The organism is Streptomyces sp. TLI_053, from assembly GCF_900105395.1.
Taxonomy (GTDB): domain Bacteria; phylum Actinomycetota; class Actinomycetes; order Streptomycetales; family Streptomycetaceae; genus Kitasatospora.
The window spans coordinates 2095264-2109611 of the sequence record NZ_LT629775.1 but is presented as its reverse complement, the minus strand read 5'-3'; the positions used below and the strand labels follow the sequence as shown (position 1 = coordinate 2109611).

Annotated in this window: 12 protein-coding genes; 6 read left to right on the top strand and 6 right to left on the bottom strand. The window is 73.8% G+C overall.

The annotated features are described in order from the left end of the window. Positions 1 to 40 precede the first annotated feature (40 nt). Positions 41 to 865 (top strand): DUF4184 family protein, encoded by an 825-nt coding sequence (locus BLU95_RS08245; RefSeq protein ID WP_093859414.1) that lies wholly within the window; start codon positions 41 to 43, stop codon positions 863 to 865. A 244-nt stretch (positions 866 to 1109) separates the two neighbouring features. On the opposite strand, the gene BLU95_RS08240 is transcribed toward BLU95_RS08245, so the two are convergent. Next, positions 1110 to 2474, bottom strand: coding sequence for a dipeptidase (locus BLU95_RS08240; RefSeq protein ID WP_093859413.1), 1365 nt, complete (start codon positions 2472 to 2474; stop codon positions 1110 to 1112). 238 nt (positions 2475 to 2712) lie between these two features. Between BLU95_RS08240 and BLU95_RS08235 the strand changes: the two genes are divergently transcribed. Further along, positions 2713 to 3960: a geranylgeranyl reductase family protein gene (locus tag BLU95_RS08235; protein WP_093859412.1), complete on the top strand. Its 1248-nt coding sequence runs from the start codon at positions 2713 to 2715 to the stop codon at positions 3958 to 3960. Positions 3961 to 4030: 70 nt separating this feature from the next. On the opposite strand, the gene BLU95_RS08230 is transcribed toward BLU95_RS08235, so the two are convergent. The 3 genes from BLU95_RS08230 to BLU95_RS08220 all read right to left on the bottom strand — a co-directional run bounded on the left by BLU95_RS08230 (position 4031) and on the right by BLU95_RS08220 (position 8936). Then, a complete protein-coding gene (locus BLU95_RS08230; protein WP_093859411.1) occupies positions 4031 to 4732 on the bottom strand; it encodes a hypothetical protein in 702 nt (233 codons plus the stop codon). Positions 4733 to 5338: 606 nt separating this feature from the next. After that, positions 5339 to 7651, bottom strand: a complete 2313-nt coding sequence (locus BLU95_RS08225; RefSeq protein WP_093859410.1) for a glycosyl hydrolase family 18 protein — start codon at positions 7649 to 7651, stop codon at positions 5339 to 5341. Between the two features lie 292 nt (positions 7652 to 7943). Further along, the gene (locus tag BLU95_RS08220) at positions 7944 to 8936 is read right to left on the bottom strand and encodes an ArsR/SmtB family transcription factor (RefSeq protein WP_093859409.1); all 993 of its coding nucleotides are present in this window, start codon (positions 8934 to 8936) and stop codon (positions 7944 to 7946) included. A gap of 131 nt (positions 8937 to 9067) precedes the next feature. On the opposite strand from BLU95_RS08220, the gene BLU95_RS08210 reads away from it, so the two are divergent. Then, complete coding sequence (locus tag BLU95_RS08210) at positions 9068 to 10495, top strand: MFS transporter (RefSeq protein WP_159424823.1); 1428 nt, start codon at positions 9068 to 9070, stop codon at positions 10493 to 10495. A 20-nt stretch (positions 10496 to 10515) separates the two neighbouring features. Here BLU95_RS08210 and BLU95_RS08205 read toward each other — a convergent pair whose 3' ends face one another. Next, positions 10516 to 10938 (bottom strand): RidA family protein, encoded by a 423-nt coding sequence (locus tag BLU95_RS08205; protein ID WP_093859406.1) that lies wholly within the window; start codon positions 10936 to 10938, stop codon positions 10516 to 10518. 108 nt (positions 10939 to 11046) lie between these two features. Here BLU95_RS08205 and BLU95_RS08200 point away from each other — a divergent pair, with 108 nt between their 5' ends. Together BLU95_RS08200 and BLU95_RS08195 are read left to right on the top strand one after the other, a co-directional pair. Continuing rightward, complete coding sequence (locus tag BLU95_RS08200) at positions 11047 to 11616, top strand: Uma2 family endonuclease (RefSeq protein WP_173862017.1); 570 nt, start codon at positions 11047 to 11049, stop codon at positions 11614 to 11616. A 141-nt stretch (positions 11617 to 11757) separates the two neighbouring features. Next, on the top strand, positions 11758 to 12531 hold the full coding sequence (locus tag BLU95_RS08195; RefSeq protein WP_093859405.1) for an enoyl-CoA hydratase family protein: 774 nt from the start codon (positions 11758 to 11760) through the stop codon (positions 12529 to 12531). Between the two features lie 23 nt (positions 12532 to 12554). Here the strand turns inward: BLU95_RS08195 and BLU95_RS08190 are convergent, their stop codons facing one another. Then, positions 12555 to 13313 carry a maleylpyruvate isomerase family mycothiol-dependent enzyme gene (locus tag BLU95_RS08190; protein WP_093859404.1) on the bottom strand — a complete coding sequence of 253 codons (759 nt, stop codon included), beginning with the start codon at positions 13311 to 13313 and terminating at the stop codon, positions 12555 to 12557. Between the two features lie 226 nt (positions 13314 to 13539). Between BLU95_RS08190 and BLU95_RS08185 the strand changes: the two genes are divergently transcribed. Further along, entirely contained in the window at positions 13540 to 14298 is a 759-nt protein-coding gene (locus BLU95_RS08185) for an acyltransferase (protein WP_093859403.1), read from the top strand. The last annotated feature ends 50 nt before the right edge of the window (positions 14299 to 14348 follow it).

Genomic DNA, 14348 nt, shown 5'->3' with positions numbered 1-14348 from the left:
CGGGTGCGGCGGCCGTGACCGGGAGCGGCAGGATGGGGCCATGCCGTTCACCCTGAGTCACCCGGCCGCCGTCCTGCCCCTGCTGCGCCTGGCGGGGGAGCGCGGGCCGCTGGTCGCGTCCGCGCTGGTCGCCGGTTCGATGGCGCCGGACGTGCCGTTCTTCGCCGAGTCGCTGCTGCCCGGGGTGTACCGGTACGGCGGGGTGACCCACCGTTGGTGGGGGGTGCCGACGGTGGACGTGGCGCTCGCGGCCGGGCTGGTGGCGGGCTGGCACGGGCTGGTGCGCGGGCCGCTGGTCGCGCTGCTGCCGCCACCGTGGTCCGGCGCGGCCGAGGCGCTGACGGTCCGCCGGGTCGGTCGGGGGCGGCCGACCGGGGCGGACCTCGCCTGGTTCGCGGCCTCGGCGGCGGTCGGCGCGGCGAGCCACGTCGGCTGGGACGCCTTCACCCACCACGACCGGGCCGGGGTCCGGCTGTTCCCGGTGCTGGGGCGGCCGGTCGCGGGCGGGCCGCCGCTGTGCGAGGTGCTGCAGTACGGCACCTCGGCGCCCGCGCTGGCGGCCGTGGCGGGATACGCGGTGCGGGCGGCCCGCTCGGTGGAGCCGGTCCGGCCGGCCGTCGAGCTGTCCGGCCGGGCCCGGCGGGCGGGCGCGGTGGTACTGGGCGCGGCCACCGCGGCGGGGGTGGTGCACCGGCTCGTTCCGCTGCGGCGCGGGCTGGTGGGGGAGCTGTGTTTCGGGGCGGGGGCCGGGCTCGCGGTCGGCGCGGTCGGGTGGGCGCTGGCCCGGGCCGCGGTGACGGGGGTCCGCGGTGGTGCGGACCGGACGGCCGGGGCGGCCGGGGTAGGGGCGGCGCGGAGGTGGTAGCCGACGGCGCACGGGAGGAACGGGGTGGTGCGGGGAGTGTGAGCGGGGCGCGGCGACCCCGGGACGCGCGGGCGTGCGGCAGCGCGCAGCAGGCGTGCGGAGACGGCCCGTCGGGCGTGGCTCCGGCCATTGGTGCGGGACGCCGGCCCGTGGCGCGCGATGCGGACGTGACGCGGGCCGCGCCGTCGTGGTGGACGGCGCGGCCCGCGAACCCTGGGACCGGCGGAGTCCGGCCGGAGCGGGGTCAGACCGAACGCGGCTCGGCGTAGCGGCGCAGGAAGAGCGCCTCGGCGAGGGCCATCCGCTCCAGCTCCAGCGGGTCGACGCTCTCGTTGACCGCGTGGATCTGGGTGGTCGGCTCCTCGACGCCGATCAGCACGATCTCGGCCTCCGGGTAGAGCGTGCGCAGCGTGTTGCAGAGCGGGATCGAGCCGCCCTCGCCGGAGGCGACCATCGGGGTGCCGAAGGCCTCGGCCATCGCCTCGCCCATCGCCTCGTAGGCCGGACCGGAGGTGTCGGCGAGGAACGGGGAACCGTTGCCCTGGCGCTCGACGGTGACCTTCGCGCCGAACGGCACCTGGGCCTCCAGGTGGGCGACCAGCGCCTCCTGGGCGGCGCCGGTGTCGGTGCCCGGGGGGACGCGCAGGCTGACCGAGGCCTTGGCGAAGGACTGCACGGAGGAGGTGGCGCCGACCACCGGCGGGGCGTCGATGCCGAGGACGGTGACCGAGGGGCGGGCCCACAGCCGGTCGGCGACGGTGCCGGTGCCGGTGAGCGCGACCCCGTCCAGCACCTTGGCGTCGGCGCGGAACTGCTCGTCCGGGTACTGCACGCCGGTCCAGGTCTGATCGGTGGTCAGGCCGGCCACGGCGACGTCGCCGTGCTCGTCGTGCAGCGAGGCGAGCACCTTGACCAGGGCCTGGAGGGCGTCCGGTGCGGCGCCGCCGAACGCGCCGGAGTGCAGGTTGCCCGCGAGGGTGCGCACCGACACGTCGACCACGGTCATGCCGCGCAGCGAGGCGGTGACGGTGGGCAGGCCGGCCGCGAAGTTGCCGGTGTCGCCGATCACGATGGCGTCGGCGGCGAGCAGCTCGGGGTGGGCCTCGGCGTACCGCTCCAGGCCGCCGGTGCCCTGCTCCTCCGAGCCCTCGACGATGATCTTCAGCCCGACCGGGTAGCCGCCGTCCGTCCGACGCAGCGCCCGAAGGGCCGTCAGGTGCATCAGGATGTTGCCCTTGCAGTCGGCGGCGCCGCGCCCGAACCAGCGGCCGTCGCGCTCGGTCAGCTCGAAGGCCGGGCTCAGCCACTCGTCCTCGGCCAGCGGCGGCTGGACGTCGTAGTGCGAGTAGAGCAGGACGGTCGGGGCGCCGGCCGGGCCGGGCAGCTCGGCGTAGACGGACTGGGTGCCGTCCGGGGTGTCGAGCAGTCGGACACCGGTCAGGCCTTCGGCGGCGAAGGCGTCGGCGACCCAGCGGGCGGCCTTCTCGCACTCCTCGACCGGGAACTGACGCGGATCGGCGACCGAGCGGAAGGCGACCAGTTCGGCGAGATCGGTGCGGGCGCGGTCCATCAGGGACCGGACGGCGTCGGCCAGGGGCTGCTGCGGCATTGGGTGTGCTCCGGGTAGGGGTGGTCCGTCCGGGGGGTGCTTCGGGCGAACGGCGTTGACGGGGGATGACGCCGATCATAGGCGGACACGAACGGACGGCCCCGGGGGGAGCGGTGCCCGGCACGGGCGCCCGGGACCGTCCGCGCGGCCGGTGCGGGCCGGTACGGCCGTGATTCGTTCGCGCGTTCGGTGCGGTGCGGCCGACGTCGGCGGGGGCGGCCGCATAGGATTGCTGCCTGTGACTGACTCCGGAAGCCCCGATTCTCGTAGCCCGCTCGACGCCGAGGCCGCCGGGCCGGACCCGCTGGACCCGCTGGACGGCGTCTGGGACGTCGTCGTGGTCGGTGCCGGACCGGCCGGCTCGTCCGCCGCGCACGCCGCCGCCGCCCAGGGCCGGCGGGTGCTGCTGCTCGACAAGGTCGAGCATCCCCGGTACAAGACCTGCGGCGGCGGCATCATCGGCCCGTCCCGGGACAGCCTGCCGCCGGACTTCCGGCTGCCGCTCCAGGACCGGGTGCACGCCGTCACCTTCGCGTATGGCGGCCGGTTCACCCGGACCCGGCGTTCCAAGCGGATGCTGTTCGGCCTGGTCAACCGGGACGAGTTCGACCTGCGTCTGGTGCAGGCGGCCAAGCAGGCCGGTGCGGTGCTGGTCACCGGAGTGACCGTCACCGGGGTCGAGCAGCGCGGCGGCGAGCACCGTACGGCGCTGGTCACGGCCGCGGACGGGCGCAGCTTCGAGGCCCGTGCGGTGGTCGGCGCGGACGGCAGCGCGAGCCGGATCGGCCGGCACGTGGGTGTCTCCTTCGACCAGATCGACCTCGGTCTGGAGGCGGAGATCCCCGTCCCGGCGGAGGTGGCCGCCGCCTGGGCGGGCCGGATCCACCTCGACTGGGGTCCGCTGCCCGGCAGTTACGGCTGGGTGTTCCCGAAGACCGAGTCCGGCAGCCTGACCGTCGGGGTGATCTCGGCCCGCGGGGACGGCGAGCGGACCAAGCAGTACCTGGCTGACTACATCAGGCAGCTGGGCCTCGCGGGGTTCCGGCCGAGCGTCGAGTCCGGTCACCTGACCCGCTGCCGGGCCGAGGACTCGCCGCTGTCCCGCGGCCGGGTGCTGGTCGCCGGGGACGCGGCCGGGCTGCTGGAGCCGTGGACCCGGGAGGGCATCTCCTACGCGCTGCGCTCGGGCCGGCTGGCCGGGGAGTGGGCGGTAAAGGTGGCCGAGGCGGGCACGGCCGCGGAGGTGCGGCGGGAGGCGCTGAACTACGCCTTCGCGATCAAGGCCGGTCTCGGGGTGGAGATGCGGGCCGGCAAGCAGATGCTGACCGCCTTCGAGCGCCGGCCCTACCTGTTCCACGCGGCGGTCTGCCTGGTCGACCCGGCCTGGCGGGCCTTCGCCCGCACCACCCAGGGGCACACCACCTTCGCCCAGGTGATCCGCCAGTACCGCTCGGCCCGCCGCCTCGCGGCCCTGGCCTCGCGCTGAGGTCCTCGCCTGGTTCCAGGGCGGGCCCGGAGCGCCTCCGGACCCGCCCTTCAGGGGTGTCCCTGAGCGGCTACGGCTGTGACTCGGGCGGCAGGATCTGACGCACGATGGTCCGGACGTGCTCCGGTGCCCCGTCCAGCTGACGTACGGCCGCGTCGAGTGCGGACCGCTGGCGGTGCAGTTCCTCGGCGAGTTCCTGGCTCCGCCGCCGGGCTTCCGTGAGGAGACCGCGCAGGTCGGCGATCTCCTCACGCGCTGTCAGGAGCTGCTGCTGGAGGCGGGCGGCCGCCGCGTCGTCGGGGGTGGCGTACTGGTGGAGCGTGATGTTCACGGCGCCGTGGATCACGCCCCCGGCGATGACGTTGACGGTGCCGTTGGCGACCACGTCGTGGTCGGTCCGCAACCGCTCCAGGTCCTTCGCGGTCTCGGCGTCCTGGGGCATCGGCGTCGGGCTGTCCAGCGCCGCACGCATGAGCCCGTGCGCTTTCCGCCTCCGTGCCCCCCGGAGCGACGGGTCCTCGGTGGTGGCCTCGACGACGGCCAGGATGAAGTCCCAGTCGTGTTCCAGGTTGTCCCCGCCCAGCCTGCGGGCGATCGTGGAGACGCTGTGCGAGATGCCCTGGTGGTCCAGTTCGCCCTGCAGCTGCCGGATGCTGATGCCGCGTTCGTTGACCAGCTGGCGCAGGAACTGGGCGAGTTCGGTGCTCTCGACCGATGAGCCCTGCGCAGGTGTGTTCCACGGTCGGCCGGGACGACGTGTCTCCTCCGCCATGACGTTGTCCTCCGTCCTCTCGAACAAACCTGGTTGTCCCGCAACGGCTCGCCGTGTCATCCGGGACAACTCCGGCCTTGGCGCCGGCGCGGCCGTGTGCGTATGGTGGAGAGCTGAGTACCACGAACCCGCCCCGAGGGTCCAATCTGCAGGGCGGGCCCGTGTTCACCTCACCGCTCGAGGGGGTCGCCACCGTGAGAATCGGTGTCGATCCCCTTGAAGCGCGCACAGAGCTTCAGGAGTTCGACCGCGACTCGGACGGTGGTTCGGCCTCTCGGGGAGCCCAGCCATGTTCCGGTGGCCTGGCCGGCCTCGTAGAGGCGTCGTCCCGTCGAACGGGTCATGCCACGCAAGCCGCCGGGCGGCAACAAGCGCTTCCTCATTTTCCCTCCCCGGATCGGACCTCCGTGCGGAGGTCGTGGACCGGTCCCTGACCGGTCCTGGGTCAGGGTGGAGAGGTCCTGCGGAAATCAGCGTACCGCCTTCTGTCCTACGTGTCTCGTGTCTGTTTCTGGAACATGATGAGACATCAAGATCGTTGTCGTGCAAGGGAGTACGCGAGAAGGGGCCGGTCCGCCGGACCGGCCCCTTCCGCTTCCCGTGCTGCTACTTGAGGCCGTTGTCGATCGCCGTGATCAGGGTGCCGCCGGGGGTGTCGCCGGTCATTTCCCAGATCATCGCGCCGAGCAGGCCCTTGGATTTCAGGTAGGCCGTCTTCTTGCCGATCGACCAGGCGTCGTCGAAGGTCCACCACTGGCCGCCGGCGCCGGTGTAGCCGTACGTGGCGACCGACTGTTCGTCGTGGTAGACGGCGAGGTTGGGGAAGGTGGTGATCAGGTTGTTGTACCCGCGGGTGCCGGCCTCCTCGGCGAACTGGCCGGGGGCGGCGCCGGTCGCGCTCTGCCACTCGCCCTTGACGCCGCCGTCGGCGACGCCCTGCCAGCCCCGGCCGTAGAACGCCAGGCCGATGGTGAGCTTGCGCGGGTTGACCCCGGCGTCGAGGTACGGCTTGACCGCCGCGTCGACGCTGAAGTGGGTGGCGTACGGGTCCTGGGCGTCCTGGTAGAGGTTGCCCTGGTGGCCGGTGCGGTTGGGCTCCCAGGAGTTGTCGCTGCCGGCGCCGTGGAAGTCGTAGCCCTGGACGTTGGCGATGTCGAGGTAGTTGAAGATCTTCGAGAGGTCCCAGCCCTGGTTGATCTTCACCGGGTCGGCCGGGGTGAAGGCGGTCAGCAGCTTGTGCGAGCCGCCCAGCGCGTCCAGCTGCTTGCGGAACTCGGCCAGCAGCAGGGTCAGGTTGGCCTTGTCGTTGGCGCTGTAGTGGTTGCCGGCGTGGCCGTCGGGCGAGCCGGGCCACTCCCAGTCGAGGTCGATGCCGTCGAAGATGCCGGCCGCGACGCCGTCGCCGCCCGCGCCGTTGTAGACCGGCAGGTTGCCCTTGATCCACACGTCGAGGCAGGACTTGACCAGCTTCTGCCGGGAGGCGTCGGTGGCCGCCGCGTCGGAGAAGTACTTGGAGTACGTCCAGCCGCCCAGCGAGACGACGACCTTCAGGTTCGGGTACTTCGCCTTGAGCTTCTTCAACTGGTTGAAGTTGCCGCGCAGTTTGCCCCAGCCGTCGTCCGCCACGCCGTCGACCGACTGGGCGGCGCTCATCGGGCGGGCGTAGTCGGCGTCGGCGTCGCCCGCGCCGGTGCCCTGGTCCGGGTCCTGCGGGTTGGCGGTGGTGCCCTTGGTGACGCCCGCCATGCAGGTCAGGTTGACCGGGTCGATGTTCTCGAAGGCGTAGTTGATGACGTCGAGCTTGGCCGCGCTGCCCGAGGTGTCGAGGTTCTTGACGAAGTACTGGCGGCCGTAGATGCCCCACTGGGTGAAGTAGCCGACCCGGGCGTACTTCCCGGCGCCGACCAGGTCGGAGGTGGTGACCTTCAGCGGCGCGGTGGCGGGCGAGGCGTTGTCCGCGCCGTCCCTGGCCTTGACGGTGAAGGTGTAGGAGGTGGACGGGGAGAGGCTGCCGACGGCGGCGGTCAGGGTGGAGCCGGTGACCGTGCGGACCAGGACGCCGTCCTGGTAGACGTCGTACGCGGCGACCTTGAGGTTGTCGGTGGCGGCGTTCCAGGCGAGTGTCACGTCGCTCGAACCCACCGCGGTGGTGCGGAGGTTGGTGGGCGCGGTGGGCGGCGTCGGGTCGGTCGCCGGGTCGAAGGTGGAGGCGGTGACCGGCGCGCTCGCCGGGCCGAGGTTGCCGCGGCTGTCCTTGGCGCGGACGGTCAGGGTGTAACTCGTCGCCGGGGTGAGGTTGGTGACCACGGCGTCGGTGGTGGTGCTCCCGCCGACCACGGTGCTGCCGTTCAGCACGTCGTAGGAGGCCACCGGGAAGTCGCCGCCGGTCGCGGCGGGCCACTTCAGCGCGAGCGTGTGGGCCGTCGCGTCGGTCACCGTCGGGGTACCCGGCGCGGACGGCAGGACGTCCGAACTGCCGTCGCACTTGTCGCCGTTGATGCGGCAGCCGGTGGGTGTGCCGACCGGGCCGTTGGCGACGAACCAGAAGCTGTACGGCTCGGTGGTCTTCCCCGCGGGGACGTTGGCGTTGTAGAACGCGGCGACGGCGGTGATGTGCCGGCCGTTGACCGTCGCGGTCCCGTTGTAGCTGTTCTGAATGGTGACCCCGGCCGGGAGGTCGAACTCCAGGGTCCAGCCGTTGACGGCGGCCGCGTTGTCGTTGCGGACGATGTAAGTGCCCTTCCACCAGGAGCCGTTGTTCTCGGTGGTGAAGGCGGCGGTGAGCTTGCCGGCCGCGTTGGCGGGGGTCGCCAGGGCGGTGATCGCGGCGATCGGGAGGAGCAGGACGGAGAGCAGCGCCAGCAGTTTGCGGCGGGTGCGGCGCGCCTGGTCCCGGCGCGCGCGTGATCGGACGGACATGGTTCTCCCTGTGACTGTGGGGGTTGGACAGGGTGACGCAGGACCGTGCGGATGGAGCCCGGTGGTGCCGGGTGAAGCCGGGTGAAACCCGATGGTGCCGGGTGAAGCCGGACGAAGCCGGGTGGTGCCGGGTGTGGTGCGGTGGTGCCCGGTCGGGTGGTGGGGGCGGTGCGTGGTCGACCGGTGTCCGCGTCGTGGGGGACGCAGCCTGGAGGCACTGTAGGAGGACTGGACCAATGCGTCAACAGGTCTGTACCACTGGCGAGTTGAGGGCGCTGGTCGCGGCCTGTCCTCAGCCGCGGCGCGGGTGGCCGGAGAGCTCGTCGCCGAGCGGGCTGCGGCTGTACAGCACCGAACGGCCGTGCCGCGCCCGGGTCAGCAGCCCGGTCCCGTGCAGCACCGCCAGGTGCTGGCTGACCGTGCCCGGCGTCACCCCCAGCCGGTAGGCGAGGTCGGTGGTGCTGGCCGGCTCGGCGAGCAGCGCGAGCAGCCGGGCCTTCGGTCCGCCGAGCAGCTGCTCCAGCGCCCGCGGGCTCACCGGTGACGGCGGAGTGGCCATCCCCGCCTGCCCCCGGGCCGGGTAACTGATCTGCGGCGGCCGGTCGTTGCTGATCATCGTGACCGCGCCCCGGGCGAAGAAGGTCGGCACCAGGACCAGTCCACGCCCGTTCACCGTGATGTCGCTGTCCCACTCCTTCCAGCGGCGGTCGACCGCCAGCACCCCGTCCGTCCAGCGCAGCCGGTGGTCCAGGTCGGCGAACAGCGCCGCCGCGCCCTGCTGCGCCAGCACTCGGGAGCGGTAGACCAGGTCCGACTCCAGCACCGCCCTGGCCTGCGGCCACCAGCCCGGCGCCAGGCAGGACTCCCAGTACTCCTCCAGGGCGTCGGCGATCCGTGCCAGCAGCCGGGCCGGGTCTGCCAGGCCCGCCGCGAGCAGCGGGGGCAGCGCTCGCTGGTGCGGCAGGAAGGTCTGCTCCAGTTCCGGGCGCAGCTGCTCCGGAGGAAGCGCCCGGACGGCGGCCAGCTCGGTGCGGAAGTCCGGCCACGGGGTGGTCGGCCGGGGCGTCAGGAAGTCCGGGATCCAGCGGTTCGCGGCGACCAGGGAGAGCAGCAGTGCGGAATCCAGCCGTGCGAAGGAGGGACGCAGTCGCTCGAAGGCGGCGGACTGGAGCCGGTAGTAGCCGGGGTGAGTCCACATCCGCAGGCTGAGTGCGGTCTCCTGGAGGGGGGAGCAGGCGAACCAGGTGGTGGCGAGGTCGGCCAGACCGAGCTTGAAGCGGTGCACGGCGGTCCTTCCCCGTCGTCGGCGTCCTCCGGTCGCCCCGCGGCCCGGTGCGCGCCGCCGGTGCGCTGCCGGATTCGGTGCCAGCCTAAATCAGTACTGCTGAGCGGCGGTGCCGGGGTGTGATCGTGCGCATGACCACCCCACCGGCGGCGACCGCCGCGCCGAGCTCCGATCCGCCCGCCTCCGATCCGCCCGCCTCCGGGGCGTCCCCCGGGGCCGGGGCGTCCCCCACCTCCGGGGCGTCCCCCGGGGCCGGGGCGTCCCCCACCTCCGGGGCGTCCCCCGGGTCCTGGGTGTCGCGCCTGCTGCACCCCGACCCGACGGTGCGACGGCTCGCCCGGATCACCCTGCTCAACACGGTCGGCAGCGGTCTCTCGCTCTCCGTCGGCGTGCTGTTCTTCACCCGCTTCCTCGGCCTGAGCGCCGGTCGGCTCGGTATCGCGCTCACCGCCGCCGGGCTCTGCGGGGTGCTCGCCAGCGTCCCCGCCGGGCGCGCCGCCGACCGCTGGGGGGCCCGGCCGGTCCTGGTCGCGCTGGTCGCCCTCACCGGTCTCGGCACCGCCGGGTACACCCTGGTGGACGGCTACCCGGCGTTCGTGGCGCTCGCCTGCCTGGTCTCCGCCGCCGACCGGGGTTCGGCCGCCGTCCGCAACGCCCTGTACGCGGAGGTGCTGCCCGCCGACAAGCGGGTCGCGGGCCGGGCCTACCTGCGGGTGGTGACCAACGTCGGCTTGTGCCTCGGCACCGCGGTCGGCGCGATCGCGCTCCAGGTGGACTCGCGGGCCGGCTACCTGACGGCGATCCTGGCGGACGCCGCCTCGTACCTGGCCGTCGCGGTGCTGTTCCAGCGGCTGCGGGTGCGCGGGTGGTCGGGTGCCGGGTCGGGTGCCGCGTCGGGTGACGCGGTCGGGGCGAGCAAGGCCGTCGAGGAGGGCGCGCCCGGGGGCGGGCGGCGCAACCCGGCGCTGCGGGACGGACCGTTCCTGGTGGTGACCGCGCTCGGTTCGGTGCTCGCCCTGCAGTTCGCGATGCTGGAGGTCGGGGTGCCGCTGTGGATCGTCCAGCAGACCGACGCGCCCCGGATCACCGTGGCCGGCACCCTGATCGTCAACACCCTGCTGGTCATCGCGTTCCAGGTCCCCGCCACCCGGGGCACCGAGCACCCGGTCGCCGCCGCCCGCGCCTGCGGACGCGCGGGGCTGGTCCTGGCCGCCTCCTGCCTGGTCCTCGGCCTCGCCCACGGCGTGCCCGCCGCGCTCGCCGCCGTGGTGGTCCTGGTCGGCGTGGCCCTCCAGGCGGGCGGCGAGGTCCTGAGTCAGGCCGGCACCTGGGCGCTCAGCTACGACCTGGCCGACGAGCGTGCGCACGGCGCCTACCAGGGCGTCTTCAACGCGGGCATGTCCGCCGCGCTGATGATCGGCCCGGCCGTCGTCTCGACCGCCGTCATCGGCCACGGCCTGGCGGGCTGGGCCGCCCTCGGCGCGCTGCTCGCCGGCGCGGGTCTCGCGATGGGCCCCGCCGTCCGGTGGGCGCGGCGGCGGGGCGCGGTTCCGGTGTGACGCGTCGGGTGCGGCCCGGGCTACTCCGGGACCACCGCGAAGGCCTCGATCTCGATCAGCACCTCCGGCAGGAACAGCGCCGCCACCTGCATCGCCGAGCCGGCCGGCAGCGGCAGATCGCCGAGCGCCTCGTCCCGTGCCTCCCGGACGGCGGGCAGGTGCGCGATGTCGGTGAGGAAGTACGTCAGCTTGACGACGTGGGAGAAGTCCGCACCCGCCGCCGCCAGGCAGCGCCGCAGGTTCTCGAAGACCTGCCGCGCCTGCGCCCCGGGGTCGCCCGGCCCGACCAGCCGCCGCTGCTCGTCGAAGGCGACCTGCCCCGACACCGCCACCAGCCGCCCGGTGGCCGTCACCACCTGGGTGTAGCCGGTACCGGGAGCGACGCCGGGCGGCTCGGTGATGTGGGTGAGGCCGGTGTCGGTGGGCTGTGATTCCGTGGTCATGCGCCCATCGTGGTCGACAGCCGATCACCGCACCACGGCTTTCACGGAGGGTGTCCTCGACACGCACCCGGCGTGACGAGAGCGACCGTCAGGAATGGTGAGCGCTTCGTGGGCACGGCACCCCGACTCCCCGACGACCACAGCGCGGTGGCGGATCCCGTACGGGCACCGAAGCACGCGGTCCAGCACACCGAGCACGACCGCACCGAGATCGTCGAGGGCGTCGTCACCCCGGTGTCGCGGACCTGGGCATGCGAGAGCGCCGCCGGGGCCGTCCGCGGGCAACTGACGCCGTGCCTGGACGCGCTGGGTCTGGTGGCGGGATCCGGCGATCTCGACCTGCCCGGATCGGAGAACCGGTTCGTCCCCGATCTCGCGGTGGTCCCGGCGGACCTGGCGGCGAAGACGGAGGGCGCGCTCCTTCCCGATCGGACGCTGCTCGTGGTCGAGGTCACCTCGCCCTCGAACGGGGAGACGGACCGGACGGTGAAGCGTCGCCGGTACGGTCAGTACGGCGCACCGCTGTACCTCCTGGTCGACCGGCAGCACCGCGCCTGCACGCTCTTCAGCGGGCCGACGCGGCTCGGCTACGCCGTCGAGGACGGGCCGCACCCCTTCGGGACGCCGGTCCGGCTGCCGGAGCCGTTCGACCTCGACCTGGACACTTCCGGGCTCTGAACGGTGACGGTGGTGGCCGGCGGGGGCGGAGGGCCTGGCCGAGCGGAGGGTGGGCATGTCAGAGTCGTCCGGGCGCCGCCGCCCACCCGTGGTCGCGGCCCCGTTCCGACCCACCCTCAGCCGGAAAGCAGGACCGTACCGATGACCAGTGAAGCGCCCTTCGTCCGGATCGCCACCGAGGACGCCGTCACCACGCTGACCCTCGACTCGCCGCACAACCGCAACGCGCTCTCCCGCCGGCTGATGGCCGAGCTGACCGCCGGACTGGCCGGGGCGGCCGCCGACCCGGAGGTGCGCGCGGTGGTGCTGACGCACGCGGGCAAGGTGTTCTGCGCCGGGGCGGACCTCTCCGAGGCGACCGGGGCGGACCCGACGGTCGGGCCGCGCGGGCTGGTCGACCTCCAGCGGGCGATCGTCGACTGCGCCAAGCCGGTGATCGCCGTCATCGACGGGCACGTCCGGGCCGGCGGGCTGGGGCTGGTGGGCGCGGCCGATCTGGCGATCGCCGGACCGGCCGCCACCTTCGCGTTCACCGAGGTCAGGCTCGGGCTCGCGCCGGCCGTGATCTCGCTGCCGCTGCGCCCCAAGCTGGACCCGCGCGCAGCCTCCCGGTACTACCTGACCGGTGAGGTGTTCGACGCGGCCGAGGCCGCCCGGATCGGTCTGATCACCCGGGCGGCCGACGCGCCGGAGGCGGCCGAGGTCGCGCTCAAGGAACTGCTGGACGCCCTGCGGCTGGGTTCGCCGCAGGGCCTCGCGCACTCCAAGCGGCTCGCCAACGCCGAGGTGGTGCGCTCCTTCGAGCGGGACGCCGACGAGCTGGTCGAGCTGTCGGCGCGGCTGTTCGGCTCCGAGGAGGCCCAGGAGGGCATGCGGTCGTTCCTGGAGAAGCGGCCCGCACGCTGGGTGCGTTAGGTGTTCCGACCCGTGAGGTCGGCTCAGCCGATGGTGGCGGTCTCGCGCCAGAGCTCGAGCAGCGCCTCGTCGCCCGCGTGCTCGACCCGCCCGGTCCCGGCGGGCAGCCGGTTCCAGAGCAGCAGGTAGAGGTCCCGGGCCGGGCCGGTGAGGGTCAGGTCGGCCGGGGCCTCGGTGAGCTCGACGGACAGCGGGTCCGTGCTGACGGTCGCCAGCCAGCGGCCGGGCCCGTCGGTGGTGCTGATCTGGACGGTGCGCGGCCGCTCGGTGCGCAGCCGGGAGCGGTCGCGGGCGAGGAAGCCGCGCAGCAGTTCGTCGATGCCGTCGAGCGCGAGCCCGGGTGCGGTCTCCGGTCCCTCGGCGCCGGCGGCCGCGTCGGCGTCGATCCGGTGCACGGCCGTCTCGTGCGCCTGCCGGCGGGCCCAGAACGCGAGCGGGCTCGGGGCCGTCGGCAGGAAGGTCCAGCAGTCCAGGTCGGCGGGGGCGGCGAGGAGCGTGTCGACCAGTGCGCCGTGGCCCGCGCGGAACCAGTCGATCAGGACGGCGTCGTCCGGCTCCTCCGCCCAGATCGCCTGCTGGCTCGCCTCGTCCATCGGCGTCGGCCGGCCGTCCCGGAGGTGGGTGGTGGCCCAGCGGTGCACATGGCCGGTGTGCAGGACGAGGTCCCGCAACCGCCACTCCGGGCAGGTCGGGACGGCGGCGTCGAGGTCGGTGCGGGCGGCGGCGTCCGCGAGCAGGCCGCCTTCGCGGCGCAGGGCGTCGATGTGTGCGGTGATCTCCATGATCGGGATTCTGGCAGCACCGGCGGCAATCGGACGCGTGTTCCCATGGACGGGCGGCGGAAATGTTGTGGGGGCGGTGCGCGGCGGGCCGCCGACGGTGACGGGGGACGCTGTGCGGCGGGCCACCGGCGGTGACGGGGTGGAGCGGGGCCGGGCGGGCGACGGGCTCGTGTGACCTTGGCCGCCTCGGCGCCGGGCGGACCGTACGGACCGGTAACGTGAGCGCATGTCGATCACGCGTTCCCTGTTCAGCGCCACCCGGGCCGGCGGCCGGCGCGTTGCGGGTCGGCTCGTCCACCGGGGCTGGCAGTGGGTGCAGCGGGCCGGTTCGGTCTCCAGCGAGAACCCCGGACCGTACCGCTTCGGCGAGCTCGGCGCGGGGACGAAGCTGAGCTTCCCGCTCGGCGCGGTCTTCAACGAGCAGTGGATCACCATCGGCCCGTTCTCGATCATCGGCGAACGGGTGACCATCTGCGCGGGCTTCCTCCCCGGCCTGGATCTCGGGCCCGAGCCGATCGTGCGGATCGGCGGCGGCTGCGTGATCGGCCGGGACAGCCACATCGTCGGCCACCAGTCGATCGTGCTGGGCGACGACGTGTGGACCGGCCCCGGCGTCTACATATCCGACCAGGCGCACGAGTACCGGGCGACGGACCTGCCGATCGGCAAGCAGTGGCCGCGCAACGAGCCGGTGGAGATCGGCTCCGGGAGCTGGATCGGCACCGGAGCGGTGATCCTCCCCGGCGCCCGGCTGGGCCGCAACGTGGTCGTCGCGGCCGGTTCGGTGGTGCGCGGCGAGGTGCCCGACCACACGGTGGTGGCGGGTGCGCCCGCCAAGGCCGTCCGCCGCTGGACGCGGGAGGAGGGCTGGCAGCCGCCGTTCCGCAACGAACCGCCGCGGCCGCTCCCGGACGACATGACCGCCGCACAGCTGCGGGCGCTGGCCGGCTGGGACCTGCGGCTGCCCGGCGAGTCCGAGGTCTGACCGCGCCGGACAATTCGGTTGCCGCCGTTGCGCGGCGTCGGATAGGAAAC